The 22,375-nt window shown below is 42.6% G+C and carries 18 protein-coding genes; 8 read left to right on the top strand and 10 right to left on the bottom strand.

The features are described from left to right. The first annotated feature begins 60 nt into the window (after positions 1–60). Positions 61–2,007 carry a phosphomethylpyrimidine synthase ThiC gene (gene thiC / locus ES754_RS07415; RefSeq protein WP_227677862.1) on the top strand — a complete coding sequence of 649 codons (1,947 nt, stop codon included), beginning with the start codon at positions 61–63 and terminating at the stop codon, positions 2,005–2,007. 122 nt (positions 2,008–2,129) lie between these two features. Here thiC and ES754_RS07410 read toward each other — a convergent pair whose 3' ends face one another. Both ES754_RS07410 and ES754_RS07405 read right to left on the bottom strand, forming a co-directional pair. Continuing rightward, entirely contained in the window at positions 2,130–3,020 is an 891-nt protein-coding gene (locus ES754_RS07410) for a fructose bisphosphate aldolase (RefSeq protein WP_147223561.1), read from the bottom strand. Positions 3,021–3,231: 211 nt separating this feature from the next. Then, on the bottom strand, positions 3,232–4,116 hold the full coding sequence (locus tag ES754_RS07405) for an EamA/RhaT family transporter (protein ID WP_147223560.1): 885 nt from the start codon (positions 4,114–4,116) through the stop codon (positions 3,232–3,234). A 321-nt stretch (positions 4,117–4,437) separates the two neighbouring features. Between ES754_RS07405 and ES754_RS07400 the strand changes: the two genes are divergently transcribed. The 3 genes from ES754_RS07400 to ES754_RS07390 all read left to right on the top strand — a co-directional run bounded on the left by ES754_RS07400 (position 4,438) and on the right by ES754_RS07390 (position 8,160). After that, positions 4,438–6,342, top strand: a complete 1,905-nt coding sequence (locus ES754_RS07400; protein ID WP_147223878.1) for an ABC transporter ATP-binding protein — start codon at positions 4,438–4,440, stop codon at positions 6,340–6,342. A 99-nt stretch (positions 6,343–6,441) separates the two neighbouring features. After that, a complete protein-coding gene (locus ES754_RS07395; protein WP_147223559.1) occupies positions 6,442–7,320 on the top strand; it encodes an alpha/beta fold hydrolase in 879 nt (292 codons plus the stop codon). Between the two features lie 54 nt (positions 7,321–7,374). Then, positions 7,375–8,160, top strand: a complete 786-nt coding sequence (locus ES754_RS07390; protein WP_147223558.1) for an alpha-ketoglutarate-dependent dioxygenase AlkB family protein — start codon at positions 7,375–7,377, stop codon at positions 8,158–8,160. A 107-nt stretch (positions 8,161–8,267) separates the two neighbouring features. Here the strand turns inward: ES754_RS07390 and ES754_RS07385 are convergent, their stop codons facing one another. The 5 genes from ES754_RS07385 to ES754_RS07365 all read right to left on the bottom strand — a co-directional run bounded on the left by ES754_RS07385 (position 8,268) and on the right by ES754_RS07365 (position 12,807). Next, positions 8,268–8,465: a hypothetical protein gene (locus ES754_RS07385; RefSeq protein WP_147223557.1), complete on the bottom strand. Its 198-nt coding sequence runs from the start codon at positions 8,463–8,465 to the stop codon at positions 8,268–8,270. 83 nt (positions 8,466–8,548) lie between these two features. Then, complete coding sequence (locus ES754_RS07380) at positions 8,549–9,571, bottom strand: NADP-dependent oxidoreductase (protein ID WP_147223556.1); 1,023 nt, start codon at positions 9,569–9,571, stop codon at positions 8,549–8,551. A gap of 125 nt (positions 9,572–9,696) precedes the next feature. Further along, entirely contained in the window at positions 9,697–10,473 is a 777-nt protein-coding gene (locus ES754_RS07375; protein ID WP_227677860.1) for an endonuclease/exonuclease/phosphatase family protein, read from the bottom strand. A 179-nt stretch (positions 10,474–10,652) separates the two neighbouring features. Beyond that, entirely contained in the window at positions 10,653–11,462 is an 810-nt protein-coding gene (locus ES754_RS07370; RefSeq protein ID WP_227677859.1) for a glutathione S-transferase N-terminal domain-containing protein, read from the bottom strand. Between the two features lie 232 nt (positions 11,463–11,694). Next, positions 11,695–12,807 (bottom strand): AOC03_06830 family ribosome hibernation factor, encoded by a 1,113-nt coding sequence (locus tag ES754_RS07365; protein WP_147223555.1) that lies wholly within the window; start codon positions 12,805–12,807, stop codon positions 11,695–11,697. 435 nt (positions 12,808–13,242) lie between these two features. Here ES754_RS07365 and ES754_RS07360 point away from each other — a divergent pair, with 435 nt between their 5' ends. The 4 genes from ES754_RS07360 (at position 13,243) to ES754_RS07345 (ending at position 16,974) form a co-directional block, all read left to right on the top strand. Next, the gene (locus ES754_RS07360) at positions 13,243–15,429 is read left to right on the top strand and encodes a M3 family metallopeptidase (protein ID WP_147223554.1); all 2,187 of its coding nucleotides are present in this window, start codon (positions 13,243–13,245) and stop codon (positions 15,427–15,429) included. Further along, positions 15,430–15,687, top strand: coding sequence for a YheV family putative metal-binding protein (locus ES754_RS07355; RefSeq protein ID WP_147223553.1), 258 nt, complete (start codon positions 15,430–15,432; stop codon positions 15,685–15,687). Between the two features lie 136 nt (positions 15,688–15,823). Further along, positions 15,824–16,402 carry a hypothetical protein gene (locus ES754_RS07350; RefSeq protein ID WP_147223552.1) on the top strand — a complete coding sequence of 193 codons (579 nt, stop codon included), beginning with the start codon at positions 15,824–15,826 and terminating at the stop codon, positions 16,400–16,402. A 65-nt stretch (positions 16,403–16,467) separates the two neighbouring features. After that, a complete protein-coding gene (locus ES754_RS07345; RefSeq protein WP_147223551.1) occupies positions 16,468–16,974 on the top strand; it encodes a M48 metallopeptidase family protein in 507 nt (168 codons plus the stop codon). 214 nt (positions 16,975–17,188) lie between these two features. Here the strand turns inward: ES754_RS07345 and ES754_RS07340 are convergent, their stop codons facing one another. The 3 genes from ES754_RS07340 to pnp form a co-directional block, all read right to left on the bottom strand. Continuing rightward, complete coding sequence (locus tag ES754_RS07340) at positions 17,189–18,715, bottom strand: acetyl-CoA hydrolase/transferase family protein (RefSeq protein WP_147223550.1); 1,527 nt, start codon at positions 18,713–18,715, stop codon at positions 17,189–17,191. A 503-nt stretch (positions 18,716–19,218) separates the two neighbouring features. Beyond that, on the bottom strand, positions 19,219–19,557 hold the full coding sequence (locus ES754_RS07335; RefSeq protein ID WP_147223549.1) for a hypothetical protein: 339 nt from the start codon (positions 19,555–19,557) through the stop codon (positions 19,219–19,221). Between the two features lie 451 nt (positions 19,558–20,008). Continuing rightward, positions 20,009–22,105, bottom strand: a complete 2,097-nt coding sequence (pnp, locus tag ES754_RS07330) for a polyribonucleotide nucleotidyltransferase (RefSeq protein ID WP_147223875.1) — start codon at positions 22,103–22,105, stop codon at positions 20,009–20,011. Positions 22,106–22,375: the final 270 nt, after the last annotated feature.

Below are 22,375 nucleotides of genomic sequence, written 5' to 3'. Positions count from 1 at the left end.
CCTACCCCGCAGCTTCTGGCGGTGTTGCCTTTACCACTGGACAACACGCTAGGACAGCATATGACTATTTCAAAAAGCAGCTCAAATATTGGTTTAACAGCCACCTCAAACGCCAGCACACAAGCCGTTGGCACGCATATTCCAGACTATGTTAACGCCGCTCATGATAAAGCGGATAAAAAAGCCGACGCTCTAAAAACCCCAGCTCATCGCTCAGCAACTGACGCCCGTTTTGAAGAAGACGCGCGCGACTTGCACCGTATCCTGCCCGCTTCTCGCAAAGTTTATATCGAAGGTTCACGCCCTGATATTCAAGTACCGATGCGCGAAATCACCCTTGACCCTACGCCAGTGCAAGGCGTGTCCAAGTCCGAGTGGGAACAAAACCCACCGTTCTATGTTTATGATACTTCAGGCGTTTATACTGACCCTAATGCCAGCATCGACCTCACCAAAGGGCTGCCAAAATTACGTGAAGGTTGGATAACTGAGCGCGGCGATACCGAACAATTAGCGGGGCTCTCTAGTAGCTACGGACAAACGCGCGCCCGTGATATTAGTACCGCCAACTTAAGATTCGCCCATATTGATAAGCCCCGCCGCGCTAAAAAAGGTCAAAACGTTACGCAGATGCACTATGCCCGACAAGGTATTATTACCCCTGAGATGGAATATGTCGCCATCCGCGAGACTCAAAAACAACACGAACTGACCGATATGCGCCAACACGCGGGCGAAAACTTTGGTGCCAATACCCCTGCTGCCATTATTACCCCCGAGTTTGTGCGTAGTGAAGTGGCGGCAGGTCGCGCCATTATCCCTAATAACATTAACCATCCTGAATCTGAGCCGATGATTATTGGCCGTAATTTTTTAGTGAAAATCAACGCCAATATTGGTAACTCAGCGCTAGGCTCGTCTATTGATGAAGAAGTCTCCAAAATGACTTGGGCGACGCGTTGGGGTGCGGATAACATCATGGATTTATCGACCGGCAATCATATTCATGAAACCCGCGAATGGTTAATTCGTAACTCGCCAGTACCAATTGGCACCGTACCAATTTATCAGGCGTTAGAAAAAGTCGATGGTGTCGCAGAAGATTTAACATGGGAAATTTACCGCGATACGCTAATTGAACAAGCGGAACAAGGCGTCGATTACTTCACTATCCATGCAGGGGTGTTATTAGATTACGTACCTTTGACGGCTGGACGCCTGACCGGTATTGTCTCGCGTGGTGGCTCTATCATGGCGCAGTGGTGCATGTTTCATAATACAGAGAGTTTTTTATACACCCGTTTTGAGGACATCTGCGAGATTATGAAGCAGTATGATGTGGCGTTTAGTTTGGGCGATGGCTTGCGTCCAGGTTGTTTGCAAGATGCCAATGATGAGGCACAGTTTAGCGAGCTTAGAACCTTGGGTGAGTTGACCAAAATCGCATGGAAGCATGATGTACAGGTGATGATTGAAGGGCCTGGTCACGTGGCAATGAACCGTATTAAAGAAAATATGGACTTGCAGCTTGAGACTTGTGCCGACGCACCGTTCTACACGCTAGGACCTTTGACCACTGATATCGCACCCGGTTATGACCATATTACCAGTGCTATTGGCGCGGCAATGATTGGCTGGTTTGGCACCGCAATGCTGTGTTATGTCACCCCAAAAGAGCATTTAGGTCTGCCCAATAAAAAGGATGTCAAAGACGGCATTATCACCTATAAAATCGCCGCTCATGCCGCTGACCTTGCCAAAGGCCATCCGGGTGCACAAGCTCGTGACAATGCGTTATCAAAAGCCCGCTTTGAATTCCGCTGGGATGATCAGTTTAATCTGGCACTTGACCCTGATACTGCGCGCGAATTTCATGATGAAACGCTGCCTAAAGATGCACACAAGTCGGCACATTTTTGCTCCATGTGTGGTCCTAAATTCTGCTCAATGAAAATCACTCAAAACGTGCGTGAATATGCGGCAGGTCTCAAAAGTAAAGAAGCTTAGGGTTTTATAAAAAGATTTAAATGAGTTAGCTTCAAATTATTGCAGTACAAAAAAAGCCCCACTATTTAAATAGTGGGGCTTTTTTATAGTTTTAAATTACTTTTAGCGTTAATTCTTCAAACCTAAATCTTCGACGCTTGATAAATCTCATCAATCGAAGTATTAATGGTATCCGCAAACTCTTTATCAGTTTGCTGTTTGCTCAAGCCTTCAGTAAAGGCGCGTGAGAAGCTCGCAATCATACCAGGATTCTGCTTCAGCTTAGCGCACGCATCGCTACGGCTATAACCACCCGATAATGCCACGACTTTTAGCACTTTTGGATGGTCAATCAGCTCTTGATAGAAGCCGGCTTCTTCAGGCAACGTTAGCTTAAGCATGACTTGTTTGTCATCAGCCAAGCGTTCAAGGTTGTGTAAGATATTGATTTTTAATATGACTTCGCACTCATGTTTCTTAGTACTGTTAATATCTACTTCTGGCTCAACAATAGGCATCAGACCTTTAGAGATAATTTGCTTCGCCACATCAAATTGCTGTTGAACGACCAGTTCGATACCATCCACATTTGGCTCATAAATTACTGAACGCATTTTAGTACCAAATACGGGGTAGTTTTTAGCTTTATCTAATAGCAAATCCAAACCCGGCATCGGACGCATCACTTGCACGCCACTCATATGTTCTGCTAAGCCTTTATCGACCTTTAAAAAAGGCACAATATTCTTATCTTCCCATAGATAGTTGGCAGTCGGTTTACTATTAACCTTACGATCCATAGTGTCTTCAAACAAAATCGCGCCAAGAACTCGCTCATTATCAAAGCAGTCGCAAGTCATGATACGCGCACGCATTTCGTGCACTTGATCAAACATCGCTTCATCATTATCGTAAGCATCGCCCATAACGCCATAAGTTTCTAATGCTTTTGGGGTGCTGCCACCACTTTGGTCAAGCGCGGCAATGAATCCTGAACCATTCTTTATACGTTGTAATTGCTTTTGGTATTCCATTGAACAGACTTCCTATCATTATTAATAAAAGTTAAATATTACAAAGATAAACGGTTATCTTTTAATTTCTGCTTACTAACCATTTGTAGGTTACTTTACCATAGGATACGCATCTTGCCTGTATTTGCTGGGTTAAAATATCATATCTGTAAATTTTGGAGAAAAATTGACTGTCATGTTAATAGTGACTAAGCACATCATGCTAAAACTATCACGCTAAAAACAATACCGCCACACAGCTCACCGCTAATAATAAGCCAATTATATTGATGCGGTTAAGATGCTCTTTAAAGATACCGACCCCAATAAGGGTAGCGACAGCAATAACGCCAACGTTCATCCCCGTAAACACGATACTGGGGGATTCAGACAACACTTGATGCGCGCGAATGTATGCGTAAATATTGCCCATATTAAGTGCGCCCAGTAGTAAACCTGCCAGTAGCGCTCGACCTTGCCAGCGTACGCGACTGACAATTAAGTAAATGAGCAATAATAAACCTGCCAGCCCAAAGCTGACCAATAACGTTAGCGGAAACGCCGCACCTTGCTTGGCAACTTGCTTAAACAAGATATCGATAACACCATAGCCTACCCATACCCCAAATAGCCATAGAGGCGTACGCAGGACGTGTTTTTGTAAGCTGCTATCAAGCTTATTATCGTTATTATTAACAGCTGCTAACGGCTGCGGGCGATAAATAAGAGCGCCCAGTGCCAAGAAACCCAGTACCAAACCAAAAATACGTGTGCCCGTTAGTACTTCTCCAAATAATAGAAAAGCAGCAATGATAGGAATAACTAGAGACAAACGCTGAGCCGCATCAGTAGCAACCATGCCCACCGCTGCAATCGCCCGACCCAGAACTATAAATACTGTCGGTAATAAAATTCCAAGCGCAAGAATAATGCCCCAAGCGCTACCAAGCGTATTGATAGCACTCAAATCTGGCTTAAGTAACAGCCAAGTCAGCAAAAAGGCAACCGGATAACCGGCAACGATGGTCTGGCGAATGTCTATATCATGTTGACGCAGTACTTTTAATAGAACAGAAACTGCGACACTGCATAGCACCGCAATTATTAAATACAGCATTGACCTCTACCTTAATGTGACTCACTTTTAGCTAACAGACTGCGATTAAATAATTGCAAATAGATGGAATGTAACAAATTATTTCACCTACGGCAATCTATATATTCCAGACCCATCAATTCATTTATAACGTTCACCTTCATAGCCGATAGCCAAGGCCTATAGAATAGTGTCTGACCCGTTCAAATTACAATTACCATGCAGGTGCGATTGCGAAGTTTTGCTAAAATAGAGCGCTATCCTACTAACACAAGTCCCAGTGCAAGATAACGTTTGCCAACGTTTATCTTGCGTACTGCTATCGATGTATTGCTACTGCCTATGAACGCTTTATTCCGATTTTTTGAAACCCGTCTTTCCGCCTTTCCTGATACCCCAATGCCCCTGCCCCGTGATGGGTTGATAAAATTTCTGTGGGCCTGTACCGAAGGTTTGCGCGGCTGGTTATTACTGTTTATGATTCTGTCCGCGGGTATCGGCGTCTATGAAGCCATGCTATTTGCATGGATTGGTAATCTAGTCGATTGGCTCGGTACTTATACCCCGCAAAACTTGTGGACTGAAAAAGGCGATATGTTGCTGCTGATGCTAGCAGTACTAATTATCAGTCCGTTCTGGATTTCATTGTCATCGCTGATTCGTTTTCAGGCGATTCAAGGGGTTTTCCCCATGCAGATGCGCTGGCGTTTTCACCAGCGTATGCTCAATCAATCGATGCAGTTTTATCAAGACGAGTTTTCTGGGCGAGTGTCAGCGAAAGTCATGCAAACGGCCCTTGCCGTACGTGATACCGTGATGACCGTCACTGATATGCTGCTGTACGTCCTCGTCTACTTTATCACCACTGGGGTGATTTTATTTAACTTAGACAGCTTATTATTGATTCCATTTGCGATTTGGTTTGTCTTGTTTGGGCTGACGATGTGGTTCTTTATTCCAAAGCTTAAAGTGACCGCTATTATTCAGGCTGATGCGCGGGCGCTGATGGTTGGCCGTATCACCGATGCTTATGCTAACATTATGACAGTAAAGCTGTTCAGTCATTCACGCCGTGAGCTTAGCTACGCTAAAGATGCGATGGGTCAGTTTTTAGGTACCGTCCATGCTCAAATGCGCTGGGTCTCGCAACTAGAAATCGTCAACCACACTATCAGTGTTATTTTAGTCGGTACTACCGCTGGCATTGGCTTATATTTATGGCAAAAGGGCGCGGTCGGCGTCGGTGCAATTGCCGCAGCCACAGCGATGGCGCTACGATTAAATGGTCTAACCCGTATGATTATGTGGCAAACGGCCAGTCTTTTTGAGAGTATCGGTACAGTGCAAGATGGTATGCGCACGTTATCAGCACCCCAAACTATTGTAGACATCCCCAATGCGCCAGCATTAGTGGTGACTGAGGGCAATATTATTTTTGACCATGTAGATTTTAGTTACGAAGGTGAAGACATTGTTGATGATATCGAAGGCGAGTACATTGATGAAGTTGAAACGCCGCTGACTTCCTCACGTGTCAAGCTTTTGGACAACTTCCACTTAGATATTAAAGCCGGTGAAAAAATTGGTTTGGTTGGGCGTTCAGGTGCCGGTAAATCGACCTTAGTTAACTTACTGTTGCGCTTCTTTGATGTCGATAGCGGTAAAATCTGTGTTGATGGACAAGCTATTAATGAAGTCACCCAAGACTCCTTACGCCAGCAAATCGGTATGGTTACCCAAGATACTTCCCTGTTGCATCGTACTGTGCGTGAAAATATCGCCTATGGTCGTCCTGAGGCCACTGACGATGAGATTATCTATGCCGCCAAACAAGCGCAGGCATGGGACTTTATCAAAGATTTGTATGATGATAAAGGCAATACTGGACTCGATACCCAAGTCGGTGAGCGCGGCGTCAAACTATCTGGCGGTCAGCGCCAACGTATCGCTATCTCACGAGTCATGCTCAAAAATGCGCCTATTTTACTACTAGATGAGGCGACCAGTGCGCTTGATTCTGAGATTGAATTTGCGATTACTGAAAGCCTAAACGATATTATGAAAGGCAAAACTGTTATCGCTATCGCTCACCGTTTATCTACCATTGCTGCTCTCGATAGACTGGTAGTAATGCACAAAGGCCAAATCATTGAGCAAGGCAGCCATGACCAACTACTGGCATTAAACGGCGTTTATGCAGGACTATGGCGTCGTCAAAGTGGTGACTTCTTAGGCGAGTTGGATTAAGTAAAACGTGCATAAACTAAGCTAAGTTTTATTAAGACAATTTGAATTAATGCAAATTAAACTACGCCAGTTTCAGCAGCACATGGAGGTGCTACGATTATGGAAGCCTTTGCAAAAAGTATCGACATTAATGGTCAGCAGGCTCGCTACTATCAGCTCAATGAGTTGGCAGACACACCATCACTCACTCGCCCAGCCGCTCACTTTTATGGCGGCAATGGTTTTACAGTGGGTAGCTATACACCGTTCTTAGAAGCGCTGGCAGCAGGTTTTACGCTTAGCTCACTTGCCATGCGCGGCTATTGGTATGATAAGCCAACTAGCCGCCGCCTCACGCGCCAGCAAGATGCGGATATGTTGATTGAGTTTTTAGAAAAAACTCAAGATGCGCCTATCGTTGCTATCGGTCACTCGCAAGGTGCCACTGCCACAGCCATCGCTGCGGCTAAGCGCCCTGATTTATTCTCACAGCTATACCTGATAGAGCCAGTCACTTTTACCAAAGCCCAAACCTTACTTTATGACTTGATGCCCCGCGCTATCAAGCTGTCCCGTGAGCCTTTCAAAAGCACGCTAAGCAAACAAGCCATATGGCCAAGCGTTCAAGCCTTTTATGAGCATCTGCGCACACAACGTGCCTATCGCCGTATCAGTGACGAGCATATGCAACTGTTCGCAAGCAGCAGCTTGACCCAACAAGCAGACGGAAGCTACATCTTAACCTTTGCTCCTGAGCAAGAACTGGCCAACTATTTTGGCACGCCCTTTATTGATGATGCTCTCAAACAACTCACTTGTCCTTATACCTTAATTACTGGCAAGCCCACCTTATTTATCAGTGATAAAGTCCGTGAAAACTGGCAGACCTTTATTCCAGCTGAACAGATTATTTCACTGCCAGATTATGGGCACTTACTGCCGATGGAAGCGCCTAAGCAGTGTGCCGATATTATCTTAGAAAACTTCTTATCTAAATAACGTTATCAGTCATTAAAGTACAATTATTTTATAAAATTAGAAAGGTCTAAGCTAGTGGATGATTTATTTACGCCTAACCCTACTGATAATTTACTGCCATACGACGGCCAGTTGTATAACTTAGGCTCATATACTTCCGGGCTAGATAGTTCAGAGTTGCAGTATTTAGATCAGCTAGGTATAGAGCATGTTATTGATAACGACGATGATTTATACCAAGTATTATTAACGACCTTACCTTGGCAATCTGATGTGGTTACCTTGTTTGGTAAAACTCATATTACCAAACGCCAAATTGTATGGATGGGCGATGCAGGTTTAAATTACCGTTATGCAGGGCATACCTATCTAGCAACTGGTTGGCACCCTATAGTGTTTCACGTGAAACAAATAATTGAAGATAAAATTCAGGCTCTGAATCTCAGGGTCACTGCTGATGGCATTAGTAATACTGACGCTGACTTTAATAAAGGTGCTGATTTTAATAAAGGCGCTGACTGTACTAGCAAAAGCGAGCGTTCCTACTTTAATGCTTGTCTGCTTAACTATTATCCATCGGGTAGCGAAGGTATGGGCTATCATGCCGACGATGAGAAAGAGCTGGGAGCACAGCCGTTGATTGCTGCTTTATCATTAGGAGCGGCCAGAAAAATGCTTTTTAGGCACAAGTCTGCTAAGCATAAAGAAGGGCAAGATAAAGTAGATCTTTATCTTGCCCCAGGTCAGTTAATTGTAATGGCAGGTGTCACCCAAGAGTATTGGAAACACAGTATTCCTAAAACTAAAAAGGTTCATGATGGCCGAATTAGTCTTACCTTTCGGCACATATTTACGCTGTAATTATCTTTGGTAATATAACTGTCTGATATAGTTGTCTAATATAGTTAGCTTTATTAATAATGGTGCTCTAGCTACTCTAGCTATTTTAAGAAATCCTGTGAACCACCTTACTTTTGCAATCGTTTATAGTACTTTCTCAACCATTGAAAGATAACGGCAAGGGTTAATAAAGCCAACATTGGATAAATAAACAGTAGGTCAATACGAATCGCTGCGCTAACGCCTTGCGACCATTGCTGCATGATAAAGTGATAAGGTACATACAATACCCATGCACACAGAGTAAAAATTTGCAGCTGGGTCATAAAGTTACCTGTATCTATCTTGCAACTGTTTATTTATAAATGTTTATAATTCATAGCCGCTTAAAACGGCTACTTTGTTAAATCTAAGCAGTGACTTCTAAAACAATTTTACCAAAAGTGCTACCTTTTTGTAGTTCGCTATGGGCTTTAACCACTTCAGACAATGGATAGCTTCGTTGGATATGTAGCTTCAAGGTAGCATCAGCGACTTGCTGAAGAACGCGGGCCATAGATTGTCCAGATGGCGTGACTGCAAACCCTTCTATAGTTAAGTTTTTATCACTGCCTGCCTCTTTTAGCTTATCAACCCAAATGGATGGCAACACACATACGTGACCATCAGATTTAAGTAAGCTTAGCGCCCGTACTCCTGCATCATCACCAACCAAGTCTAATAACACGTCTGCTTGCAAGTCAGAAAAGCTGTCATCCTTAGTGTAATCAATCCAACCTGCCAGCTTGCTTTTATCTATCAACTGGTCAAGCTTGGCATACTTCTCTGGCGAGCAAATGACCGTCACTTTGATATCATCTTCTGTAATTTTAGCCATTAACAGCTGAATTACCAATTGACCAACACCGCCAGCTGGGGCATTCATCACCACATGGTCGTTCTTTTTAATATCAGCAAACTCAACGAATTGTAGCGCCGTTTGGCCAGCACAAGGTAGAGCACCTGCCTGTTTTAAAGTGATAGACTCAGGCACTGCTGCTAAAAGCTTAGCATCAATGGCCACATACTCTCCATAACAACCGCCAGCAAAATTTAACGCAGCAACCTTGTCACCAACCTTAAACTGCTCGCTCTTACTACTGATGACTTCACCGGCCACATCAAAGCCTAAGATTGCAGGCTTATCATAGTCAAACTTATCTTTACGAATATTATCAGCGCCCCAGCCTTTACCTTGACGGGTTTTATAATCGACTGGATTGATGCCAGCGTAAGCCACTTTTATTAGTACCTGATTGTCACCAACAGTGGGAATATCAATACCGTCTTGATAATTCATCACATCTGGTGTACCAAATTCATTAATGACAACGGCATGTTGCTGATTGGGTAGTTTGTTGTTAGCATTTTTAGGGGTAGAAGTATTAGACATCTTTCATTATCCTTATATTTTTATTTATTATCCAAACTCTCTATTTTTATTTCTATTTCCATCCTTAGTGCTTATTCAAAGCTTTAATTGATAAAGCTTTTATAATAATGGTTGTGGCTAAAAACTTATAGCGGCCCTAACTCTGCACTAATAGGCAGATGATCTGATAACTGTGACCACGGCTTACCTGTATGCACCCAAGCGCGTTTGACCGACAAGTTACGCACGTAGATACGGTCTAAGCTCAATACAGGCAACTTAGCCGGAAAGGTTGGTAATAGCTTGCCATGGCAGCGCTTAAACGCTTCGGTCATACCAAGGCTGCTTGCTAACTTATCGCAGGACATCTTTTTCCAATCATTAAAATCACCTGCCAAAATCAGTGGCTGATCAGCGCCAATCTCATGACGTACATAGTCACTAATCGCTTGATATTGCTTGATACGGTCACGCTCAAATAGATTAAGATGGGCACACAACACTACTACTGGCATATCCCAACCTACGGGCTGTACTTCACAATGCAAAACACCGCGCTGCTCAAGCTTATTCACGGTGATATTGACGTTATGTTTGGGGTCAAGCGGAAAACGGCTCAGTACCGCATTACCATGATGACCATTTTCGTATTCTGAATTTTTGCCATAACTGTTTTGCAGATGTAAGAATTCTCCAAACCACTCGTGCTGCGACTGGTCAGGATATTCGTTATATTGCATATTCCGCTTGAGGTTTTGCCCTTGTACTTCTTGTAGGCACAGCACATCTGAGCCTACCTCATCTAGTGCTTGGGCGATACCTTGCATTTTTACTTGGCGGTTCAGCGGTGACATACCTTTATGGATGTTGTAGCTGGTCAGGATAAAAGACTCTGTTTGATTAGTCATAGAATTCGTAGTCATATTATAAGCATTAATATCAATTATTATAATTAATCCGCTCGTTAGGATTAGGTTAGCAATATAGGTGTTACCCTACAGTTTTCATCGAGTAATTACCTATCATAAACCATCACTACCCAAAACGATGTAGCAGATAACATAATGCCTAATAAACGATTATCTTTACAGGAGTAGTAGTTCTAACCGTACGTTTTAACTAAATAGTCAATAATATCTTGTGATTCAAACATCTCAGTGTCGGTATTAGGATCAACAAGATACGGAAACTGTAGCTTACCCGGCATGTCTTCCTTCATGATATGTTCGCGTTTGCCACCTTTAATAGGTTTATATTTACCAAGCTTAAGACGCTTCCCAAACACGCCAATGTCTTCTATTTGCTCACGTGCGACGTTGTGATTGATGTAGCCAACTTCAAGCGTACTCAACTTTTCGCGCACCAAACGACAAAAAGGACTGGCTTCAAAACCATATAAATGTAGCAACTCATCAGGTTTACCACGTGCTTTGTTCTTTTTTGGATGGACGGCTTTAACCCCGCGCATCATCGATGCAATACTGGCTACCTTATTAGTCAAAGTTGCATTATCACCAGTCGTTTTTTGATACTTTTCAGGAGTCTCACCTTTTTTAGAATAATGGACAAATAGATGTTCAATAATAGCTTGCGAGTCTACTATTTTATCGTCAGTATTTTCATCAATTAAAAAAGGAACTTGTTTCTTACCTGAGAGCTTCTTAAGCTCATCGCGGTAAACGTGACCTCTATGCGGGCTTGGACGACTTTCATAGTCTAAATTAAGCTGTGTCATTACTTCACGTACGCGGCGTGAATAAGGGCAAGCTTCAAATTCATATAAAATCAGTGATTTTTCTGGCTGCATAGGGGTTGGCGTGCCCATATTGCCGAGACCACCACGTAACAGAGTCGAGGTAGTTGCTTGCAGACTTTTAATCTTAAAACTGAGAGCATATGGAATAATCATCATTTATATCCTTATTATTATATTCGTATTGTCGTATCCATTGATTTCGTAGTTGTTGTCCGCTTTTATATTTTTATAGCAATTCGATAGCATATGACACAAAAAGAGCATTAGCTCATATTGAACCAATGCTCTTTTTTAGTAATGCCTTATGAGCATTTTTTGCCTTTTATCAGTAATGCTTATACATAATACTTCCGTATTGGTGCTAAGCACTCTACTGAAAAACTAGCTACTAATAGCGTGTAACCAGAGCAATTGGTTGATCTTCGCCCATCATCTCTTTTGGCATAAATACGGCTTTACCACCATTATGAATCACATGCTCGATGATTAAACCTACTGCATCATCGGTCACGCCATCAGCAGCGGGATCGTCTGACATAGTGAGCGTTTGGGCCTTTTCATCAACCTTAGCAGGTTGGATATAACCGCGACGTACATATAGAGTCTCACCTGCACCTTGGAAAGCAGCACGGTAAACGTCTTGTAAATCAGTACTTAACATATTAGCACCGCGGGCTTTGTCAATTTCGCCAAGAGCGGCTTCATGTAGCGAAGTACGATAGCCTTCTACTGCTTCTTGCACGCCATCAATAATGTGTTGGGCGCTGCCTTCTTCAAGCTCGGTCAGGTTAGACACAGTGGCGATGATGTTGTCTGGACGGTCACAGACTTCATTGTAGTAGCTAATGTTACGGGCATCACCGACGATGACGAGTGGCATTTTATGATCGCCCCACAGCTCTTGTACGCTTTTATCGACCTGATTAAAGAACTCTTTAAGATAACTGTTTTCTTTGTCTGCTGAGCGATCAGAACCAGCATCACCAGTTTTATACAGGCTATTATTTTCAATAGGAAACGGAATATTTTCCATATTATTTTGGCTATCAGAATCTTTTGTGAGCTCGGTTACAACGCGATCGTTCGCCGCTTCAATGAGACGCGCACTATCACGGGTAAGCACCACAGTATAATAATGTACAGCACTTGCCATATCACGAACTAAATCACGTGTTGCAAAGCGGTCTGAAATCACCACACGTTCTGGCGTATCAAGCGGCATACGGATAATCTGCACGTCATCAGCGCTAGCAAAGATAGCTAAAGTGTCTAGATTGTAATTATGATTCAGCTCATCAGTTTTAGCGTGAATATTGTCTAAAATTGTAGTTGCTGTGCGCTTGTCATACTCGTTAGTCAGGCGCTCTTCAACTATTTTTAATTGGTTCTTTAAGGCGATAGGGTCTTTATCATTAGCTGGATGCTCACGGTGAGTCTTAACAAAGATACTTACTGCTGGGTTTGCTTTGGTTTCGCGTAAACTCTTAAGGGTCGCTTTCATAAATATTGTTCCTTATTTTATTATCATTAATTTTATTTGAAATGAGCGTTTTATTCACTTAATAATTCTATTCACTTAATTATGTGGAAAATTTAGCAATTGGCTAACGGGGAATGTAACCTCCTAAGCGAATGGTTATTTCTTATTATTAGTCTCATTGTGGTGTTCAACCACTACAATCCTACCAACTTCACCCTACTAGCTGTATGGTTGCTTTGCAAGCAAATGATGGCACTTTGTAAGTATAGCTATTGACATGATATATAAATGACCGTAATAAATAAATAGAATGTAAGGCAGGCAAGCGCTGGGTTGCATTATTGACAGGTCATACCCATCATTTAGATAGTCCTTAAATTTAAATAATCCTTAGCAAACTGAAACTATAAAAAATTTAACTATAAATGAAACTCTTTTTTAACACTGGATATCTCTATGCCTATTCTCGCCCCAGACTTACACCTTGTTGACTTTACCGATACCGCTCCTAGTGATTTGCAAACCCAAGTGACCGCTGCTATTGACCAAGCGAATACTTTTTTAGATAAGCTACAACCAATCAATGCTGATACTAGCACTAGCGTTAAGAGCATCAGTGCCGCGCAAGCCTTAACCGATGTGATGACTTTTGACCATATTAATTTAGCCTTAGATCGCAGCTGGGGTATTTTATCGCATCTTAATAGTGTGATGAGCAATGACGACATTCGTCATGTGCATCATGAATTGCTACCGAAACTGTCTGCCTATGGCACTCGCGTTGGTCAGCATCAGCCATTATTTATGCGTTATAAAACTATTGTGAATGATGAAGCATTTTTGGCCACACTTGAACCGGCACGTGCGCGGGCAATTGAGCTAGCGCTACAAAGCTTTGAGCTATCAGGAGTGGCATTACCGAAAGCTGAGCAAGATGAATTTGCAGCTATCCAAAGTCAGCTATCGACTTTATCTGCGACGTTCTCAGACAATATTTTGGATGCCACTCAAGCTTATGCGCTGCCGCTTAAAGAGGAGCAGTTAGCCGGGTTGACTGACAGTGGTCTTGATCTATTAGCCGATGCGGGCAAGCAGTACAAAGCCAGCGCTTTAGAAAAGGGCACCCTAACGCAGGCGGAAGTTGATGCGCTGCCAACGCAATATTATGTCGCTACTTTAAATATTCCAGTTTATATTGCCGTTATGACTCATGCGGATAATCGCGAACTGCGCGAGACGTTATACCGTGCTTATGTGACCCGTGCCTCAGAGTTTGATGAACATACTAATGCTAAAGGCCTGTCTCTAAACAACGCCGATATCATGGGGCAGATATTACAATTACGCGAACAAAAAGCCCATCTGCTAGGGTTTGCTAATTATGCGGAAGTATCATTATCGACGAAAATGGCAGACAGTGTGCCGGAAGTTGAAGCTTTCTTACGCAATCTTGCCGCCCAAGCAACGCCTACCGCCGAGCAAGATTTAGCACAATTACAAGACAGTGCTAAAGACTATGGCATCAGCGACTTGCAGGCATGGGACAGCGCTTATATTGCTGAAAAGGTAAAACAAGATAAGTTCAGCTTATCGCAAGAAGAAATTCGTCCGTATTTCCCATTACCAAAAGTGATTGATGGTTTATTTGCCATTGTCGAACGTCTATACGGCATTACGGTAAAAGAGCAACAGCATGAAGACAATCATTCTGAAAACGCGGCATCACGTTGGCACGATGAAGTACGTTTTTATCAATTATTCGATGAAAAAAATCAGTTAGTAGGTGGGTTTTACTTCGATTTATTTGCCCGCAGTGGTAAACGTGGCGGCGCCTGGATGAGTAGTTTTCAGTCGCGTTACACCCATGAAGAGCAAGGCTATCAGCAGTTACCCGTTTGTTTTATGGTTGGTAACTTTACCCCCGCACTTGATGGCAAGCCCAGTCTGCTTACCCATGATGAAGTATTGACCTTGTTCCATGAATTTGGTCATGGTCTCCATCATCTATTAACGCAAGTCACCGTTGGCGATGTCGCGGGCGTGAATGGTGTTGAGTGGGATGCAGTCGAGCTACCCAGTCAGTTTATGGAAAACTGGGCGTGGGATGCGGAAGGGATTGCCCTTATTAGTAGCCATGTCGAAACGGGTGAACCGCTTCCTAAAGATAAGCTGGATGCGCTACTCGCTGCCAAAAACTTCCAAAGCGGTATGCAAACCCTACGTCAGATTGAATTCGCATTATTTGATTTACTGATTCATTCGCACACCCCAGCGCTGGATTATGATGGCATTTTAAGCACTTTGAATGGTGTGCGTAGTGATGTCGCTATTATGCAAACTCCTGACTATAACCGTTTCGCTAATGGCTTTAGTCATATCTTTGCCGGTGGCTATGCCGCAGGTTATTACTCTTATAAATGGGCGGAGCTGTTATCCGCTGATGCCTTTAGTAAGTTTGAAGAAGAAGGCATCTTTAATCCTATAACGGGCAAAGCCTTCCGTGAGACTATTTTATCAGTGGGTGGCAGCTTGCCCGCTAAAACTAACTTTGAGAACTTCCGTGGTCGCGGTGCCAGTATCGATGCCTTGTTACGTCATAGCGGTTTTAATGATAACCATCCTAACGACAAGGCAGCCAGCTAAATGCGTTATCAATCTAGCCAACCAAAACGGCGCTTCTTAGCAGGGGTAAGCTGTCCTAAGTGTCACACCTTGGATGCGGTGGTACAAGTCAATATTATCACGCCTGAGCCTGATGAATATATTGAATGTACCCAGTGCGGCCACACAGAACATCGCCCTGATCCTGATGCAATTAGTGCCAAAAATCATGCGGAAGATCAGCTTACCCGTGATGCAATGGCAACAGGTACCAGCGGTACGGTAAAATTTAAGACTTAAAGAGTAGTATTCATAATTAATAAGTCGTCGCCATTACTCTACAATGGCGACGACTTGTCAAGCTTGTTTATCAAAGCTATTTATTAAAGCGGCTTATCAAACTTACCTATCAAATCTGCAACTCCTAGGGCAACTTATGGCTATCTTACAATTGACCCATGACCCTATTTTAACGAGCAACGCTCAAGTTCTTGTGTTGCCAGTTAATACTGCCGGCACGCTTTTAGACCCAGTACTGACCCGCACTAAGACTCTATATCCAGATAATTATCAACGCTATCATCGGGCTTGCCGTGATAGCAGCTTATTAGTGGGTAGCTGCCTACTGCATAAACGTCAACGAGAAAGTGCTGGTTTGGGTGCCAGTAGCAATGGCAATCAGCCCAGCTATATTGCTAACCTTGTCATCTCTGACCACCCATATCATCCTACGCGCGAGCAATGGCTAACGGCTGCTCTGCTTGATTTGCAGCAACAACTGTTGCCACTGATTCGTTATCGAGGTATTCGTAAAATAGCACTACTAACGCGCCCGCTTATCTTCAATAATCCTCAGGACAGCGAAGCAAAAAACCCGCCAAACGCAGTTCCTCTAGATTGGCATTCTGAAACCTTGCCTCTGTTTATTAGACATCTACAAGTCCTACCAAAAGTGCGTATTGATTTGCACCTGCCTAAAAATATAGCGCTTGAGGCAAATCAAACTCTAAATTAGCTTTGCAAATCATTAATTATTTATCTTCTGTGCGCTTTGCCACCCCTTTGTAAAGGATAAAACTGGTGACTACCTTACCCGTATTAAAATACATTGCTCATTACCCTGAGCACATTCAAACTCAAGCGGCAGAGCTTATCAGCGATGGTCGATTAGGAGGTTATTTGGATAAAAAATATCCCACTAAGCATCAAATACAAAGTGATAAAGCGCTGTATCAGTATATTAATGAGATAAGAAATCAGTATATGCGCAAGAGTGGCTCGCTCACCCAAGTCAGCTATAACAGTAAACTAGCGGTACTCAATCAAGCATTGGGCATTCATACTTATCAATCACGAGTGCAAGGCAGTAAGCTTAAGGCGCATAACAGTATTACAGTAGCCAGCTTATTTAAAGAAGCACCGCCAGAATTTTTACGGATGATTGTCGTTCATGAATTGGCGCATTTTAAAGAAAAAGAGCATGACAAAGCTTTTTATCAATTGTGCTGCCATATGGAACCTGATTATCATCAATTTGAGTTAGATACGAGGTTATGGTTGCAGTGGCGAGACAGTAGTTTGTTTTAGTTATAATTAATTTTTTTACTGATAGCTTATGCATATACCTTAATCATTACTTAGAATTTATAATCCACCCAATCGTTTTATTATTATCTATTATTGCTTAGTTATATGAGCATATATAAAAGCGCCCCTTATCCGAGTAACAGATAAGGGGTGCTTTTTTCTACTTGACTGGCGTTGCTCACTTTACTATTAACAGTAAAGCGACTTTATACGCTTACTTGATACGCATGTCACCCGTTTCGACGTAGCGTTGATGCCATGATAATGATTCGTTAAGGATATGCGGCGTTTGCATCCCCGCTGTGCTAGATGCGCGATCAAAATAATCTTGCAGCATCGGACGATAGTCTGGATGCGCGCAGTTATCGATAATCGCTTGAGCACGTTGACGTGGCGCAAGACCACGCAAATCAGCTAAACCTTGCTCAGTCACAATCACCATCACATCATGCTCAGTATGGTCATGGTGCGATACCATTGGCGTGATACAGGAGATTGCGCCATCTTTAGCTACTGATGGCGACACAAAGAATGAGGTGTAAGCGTTACGCGCAAAGTCGCCTGAACCACCCAAACCATTCATCATATTTGTACCCATGACGTGGGTTGAGTTGACGTTACCATAAAGGTCACACTCAATCATGGCATTGATTGCAAGAACGCCTAAGCGACGCGCCACTTCTGGGTGATTGGTGATCTCTTGTGGACGCAACACAATGCGAGCACGCAGCTCTTCAATGTTGGCATTAAAGCGCTCAAGCGCATCTGGGCTTAATGACAGCGCAGTGGCAGAGGCCATGGTCATTTTGCCAGACATGATGAGATCAAGCATCCCGTCTTGTAAGACTTCGGTGTAGCCTGTTAATTGCTCAAACGGGCTGTTTTGTAGTCCTGCCAATACTGCATTGGCCACGTTGCCTACACCAGATTGAATTGGCAATAGATTTTTTGGCATCCGGCCTTTTTTGACTTCCTCATGAAAGAAATCAATGATATGGCTAGCAATTTGATTTGAGCATTCATCGGGGTCAGCAAACTTGCTGTTGCGATCTGGTGAGTTGGTTAAGACGACAGCGACGACTTTATCCATATCACAATGTAGGTACGGAACGCCAATACGCCCGCCTGGGGTAACCAGTGGAATGGGTTTACGATTTGGCGGCATACCAATATCATTATAAACGTCATGCATGCCCTCAAGCATTAAACTTTGTTGAGCATTGACTTCTAAGATAATATGGTCAGCATTTTCTAACCAAGCATTACTGGTACCAATGGAGGTCGAAGGAATGAGGCGACCATCCGGCAGGATACCGGACACTTCAACGACAGCCATATGCATATCGCCATAAAAGCCAATGGTGCTTTGTTGTGCCACATGTGATAAATGCATATCAAAATAATAAGCTTCGCCAGCATTAATTTGTTTACGTAATGCCGGCTCTGACTGATAAGGAGTACGCCATTTGATACCTTTAGCATCAGCTAACACGCCATCACATTCAGTAGCCGTAGAAGCGCCAGTCAATAGACCAATTTGAAAGTCTTGACCACGTGCATGCGCGGCTTCCATGTGTTTGGCAAGCGCCGCTGGTATGGCTTTGGGATAACCAGCACCGGTAAAGCCACTCATACCCACATTCATATCATTCTTAATAAATGCAGCCGCTTCATCAGCAGACATGATTTTTTTACTCAATCCTTCGTGGAGTACACGCCCTTCATGGTTCAGTGATGTCATACCGCTTCTCCTAGTAACTTCCATATTAAATTAATCCTCAATAAATGAGGGAAAATTGAAACGAACTCACTAATACAGTTTCGTTTCAGTATCTTAAACAAATTCATCATGAAATGCGAGTAGCTTGTCTCAAGGAGTGATATCACCATCTAACCTTATCTTTTAGAATGCCAATAGTCATTCTACTGTTGACCACACTATATCGATAAGTTGCTGTATTTAGTTTTCAAAATTACCACTAGTCCACTTTAAGAAGTCAGCTAGAGTACGGCATGTTTATAGGCAAGAAGCCTCATACTTGAGATAAATGGATTCAGAGGAAAAATATATATATTGATTGAATAATACGGACTTATATAAGTTTTTAAGCAGCCTGTGCTAGATATTAAGCTCAACATCTTAGTGATATAGAAAAGACCGTAGATATTAAGTTTACGGTCTCTAGATTGAGGTCTACTTAAACATTAACCTTAATTAATACTTGTGTTCTAGTTATTTTAGTATCAGCGTTTGTCTTCTTTTTTTAATAATATAATAGCCGTATCGTAGTAGTCCATATCGATTAATTGACTAGAGTTTTTAGGTAATGCATTTAAGAGTTCTTTTCGCTGTCTACGTCCTAAATTATAACTAATATTAGAAAACTCCTTGTTACATCGGACACATCTGTAAATATGTCCTTTTTCCTCGATAGGAGGCGCTAGACCACCACAACGGCACATACTAGCATTTCTCTTCAACAGATCAGCCGTATGCTGAGTTAAATTATCAGGGTCATATTCAGTGTATTCCTGTTCTGCTTTACGACTAAATAGAAACTGTCTTACTGTCGGAAACTTCAAAACAATCCCCTTGCTCTATGATTTTTACTATATGAATGGTTGAACAAAAGGAAATCTTTAGCAAGCCTTTTTATGAGTTTCAGACAGAGAGCATTAATCTCAGACGGACAACCTCCAGTAATTAAACTAATCCTCGCTTTAGATAACTATGAATTAATAACTACAGGTAAATGTAAACTAATACTATCTCATTAAAATAAATAATTGTTAGCTATGCATCACTTTCTAAAGCTTACTTACTACATACAATAGTACAGTTTGTTTAGAGCCTCGTATATAATACTCTAAATCTAAGTCAAAAATGAAGCGCATATTTTTTGTTGCTTACTACTATTTAATTAGAAAAAATATTGGATCCACAAAAAAACCGCCTTGAGAAATTTCTCAAAGCGGTGTTCTTATAATATTAAAACTATATGATATTAAACCAGAAAAATGTCATTAATTAGACTTAGCTCTGTTCAACACCTTTCATAGTCAACTTGATACGACCGCGGTTGTCGACGTCTTGTACCAATACTTTCACAACTTGTCCTTCTTTTAGATAGTCAGAGACATTCTCTACGCGCTCATCTGCGATTTGTGAGATGTGAACAAGACCATCAGTATTGGGCAAGACGTTAACGAATGCACCAAAATCAACGATACGAGCAACGGTACCTTCATAAACCTTGCCAACTTCAACTTCAGCAGTTAAGGCTTCGATTTTACCAATAGCTGCTTTAGTAGCCGCTTTATTTTCACCAAAGATACGAATAGTACCCGCATCATCAATATCAATAACCGCCCCAGTTTCTTCGGTTAACTGACGAATCGTTGCGCCACCTTTGCCGATAACATCACGGATTTTGTCAGGGTTGATTTCGATAACGGCATAGTTAGGCGCATGAGCATTGATTTCAGTACGGCTTGCAGGTAATACTTTATTCATCGCATCTAAAATATGGATACGACCAGCATGGGCTTGTTTTAACGCTTGCTCCATGATATCTGGGGTAATTCCTTCGATTTTGATATCCATTTGCAGAGCGGTAATACCGTCTTTAGAACCGGCAACTTTAAAGTCCATATCGCCTAAATGATCTTCATCACCTAAGATATCAGACAATACGGCAAAACGTTCACCTTCTTTAACCAGACCCATCGCGATACCAGCAACCGGTGCTTTTAGTGGTACGCCAGCATCCATCAATGCTAAACTTGCGCCGCAAACAGAAGCCATAGACGATGAACCGTTAGATTCAGTAATCTCTGATACTACGCGGATAACATACGGGAAGCGTTCGCTATCAGGAAGCATCGCTTGCACACCGCGGCGCGCTAGGCGACCATGACCAATTTCACGACGTTTTGGCACGCCTTCTCGACCCGTCTCACCTACTGAGAAATGCGGGAAGTTATAATGCAACATGAAATGGTCACGAATCGTACCCGCTAGCGAGTCAATCATATTCACATCACGGCTGTTACCAAGAGTAGTCGTTACCAAAGCCTGGGTTTCACCACGAGTAAATAACGCTGAACCATGAGTAAATGGTAATACACCTACTTGCACATCAATAGCACGAACGGTGTCAAGATCACGACCATCAATACGTGGTTTACCAGACAAGATGTTGTCACGAACGGTACGATATTTTAGATCGTTATAGATTTCTTTTAGCTCAGATACGTTGCTGCTATACGTTTCTGCTTCTGTATCACCAGCAAGCGCATCAATAGCGGCTTGTCTAACCTCATCAAGCTTAGTGTAACGCTCTTGCTTATCAGTAATAGTATAAGCATCAGAAACTTGCGCGCCGAACTGCTCTTTCATACTATTTGATAAGGCTTCGTCACGCGTAGGAGAAGTAAACTGCTGTTTAGCCGTGCCCACTTCTTCTGCTAATGAGGCAACATTATCGATAACGATTTGCTGCTGCTGATGCCCATATAATACTGCACCTAGCATTTGGTCTTCTGATAACTCTTTTGCTTCAGATTCAACCATCAACACTGCTGATTTCGTACCAGCAACGATTAGATCAAGATCACTCTCTTTAAGCTGTTCAAGAGTCGGGTTTAAAACATATTCACCGTTAATAAAACCAACGCGTGCACCGGCAACAGGGCCATTAAATGGCGCGTCAGAGATAGCTAGTGCAGCTGAGGCACCAATCAATGCCGCGATATCGGCTGATTGACTCTTGTCTGATGATACAACCGTCGCTGTGATTTGAATTTCGTTCAAATAACCTTCAGGGAAAAGCGGACGAATCGGACGGTCAATCAAACGCGAGGTTAAGGTTTCAGACTCACTGGCACGGCCTTCACGTTTGCCATAAGCACCTGGAATTTTACCTGCAGCATACATTTTTTCTTGATAGTTAACGGTCAATGGAAAGAAGTTTTGGCCTTCTTTTGCTTCGGACTTAACAACGGCTGCTACTAATACAGTTACGCCGCCCATATGTACTAAGATAGAGTTGGCTTGGCGAGCAATACGGCCGGTTTCAATGACAACTTGCTGGTCGCCGTATTGGAATTCACGCTTAATGGTGTTAAACATTGATGGGTTTGTCATATAGTCTTGTTCCTAATGTTGAGTGACGAGAATAATATCGATTGCATTGGCAATCTAATATTGATCGTTGAAATCTTTTGTATTCTGCTGTTATCACTATTATATGTAAAGTCGGTATAACTAGGATGAGTGTTAATAAGCACTGTGCTTATAACGGCCTCTACTATTACCACTTACTTATCGTACTACGGTACCTTGTTGATACAAATTCTGTTTTCTATGCCTATTTATACGAATATTAATAAAGTCTGTATT

The organism is Psychrobacter frigidicola, assembly GCF_007997305.1.
GTDB classification, from domain to species: domain Bacteria; phylum Pseudomonadota; class Gammaproteobacteria; order Pseudomonadales; family Moraxellaceae; genus Psychrobacter; species Psychrobacter frigidicola.
The sequence above is the reverse complement of the archived record's forward strand: the minus strand, read 5'-3'. Positions and strand labels throughout refer to the sequence as shown.

Excerpts from the sequence above, each read along its gene's own strand:
- ES754_RS07405 (WP_147223560.1), bottom strand. The coding sequence starts at position 4,116 with ATGCTGTATTTAATAATTGCGGTGCTATGCAGTGTCGCAGTTTCTGTT.
- ES754_RS07350 (WP_147223552.1), top strand. The coding sequence starts at position 15,824 with ATGGCTATCTTACAATTGACCCATGACCCTATTTTAACGAGCAACGCT.
- thiC (WP_227677862.1), top strand. The coding sequence starts at position 61 with ATGACTATTTCAAAAAGCAGCTCAAATATTGGTTTAACAGCCACCTCA.
- ES754_RS07375 (WP_227677860.1), bottom strand. The coding sequence starts at position 10,473 with ATGACTACGAATTCTATGACTAATCAAACAGAGTCTTTTATCCTGACC.
- ES754_RS07395 (WP_147223559.1), top strand. The coding sequence starts at position 6,442 with ATGGAAGCCTTTGCAAAAAGTATCGACATTAATGGTCAGCAGGCTCGC.
- ES754_RS07380 (WP_147223556.1), bottom strand. The coding sequence starts at position 9,571 with ATGTCTAATACTTCTACCCCTAAAAATGCTAACAACAAACTACCCAAT.
- ES754_RS07410 (WP_147223561.1), bottom strand. The coding sequence starts at position 3,020 with ATGGAATACCAAAAGCAATTACAACGTATAAAGAATGGTTCAGGATTC.
- ES754_RS07370 (WP_227677859.1), bottom strand. The coding sequence starts at position 11,462 with ATGATGATTATTCCATATGCTCTCAGTTTTAAGATTAAAAGTCTGCAA.
- ES754_RS07365 (WP_147223555.1), bottom strand. The coding sequence starts at position 12,807 with ATGAAAGCGACCCTTAAGAGTTTACGCGAAACCAAAGCAAACCCAGCA.
- ES754_RS07360 (WP_147223554.1), top strand. The coding sequence starts at position 13,243 with ATGCCTATTCTCGCCCCAGACTTACACCTTGTTGACTTTACCGATACC.
- ES754_RS07400 (WP_147223878.1), top strand. The coding sequence starts at position 4,438 with ATGAACGCTTTATTCCGATTTTTTGAAACCCGTCTTTCCGCCTTTCCT.
- ES754_RS07385 (WP_147223557.1), bottom strand. The coding sequence starts at position 8,465 with ATGACCCAGCTGCAAATTTTTACTCTGTGTGCATGGGTATTGTATGTA.
- ES754_RS07340 (WP_147223550.1), bottom strand. The coding sequence starts at position 18,715 with ATGACATCACTGAACCATGAAGGGCGTGTACTCCACGAAGGATTGAGT.
- pnp (WP_147223875.1), bottom strand. The coding sequence starts at position 22,105 with ATGTTTAACACCATTAAGCGTGAATTCCAATACGGCGACCAGCAAGTT.
- ES754_RS07355 (WP_147223553.1), top strand. The coding sequence starts at position 15,430 with ATGCGTTATCAATCTAGCCAACCAAAACGGCGCTTCTTAGCAGGGGTA.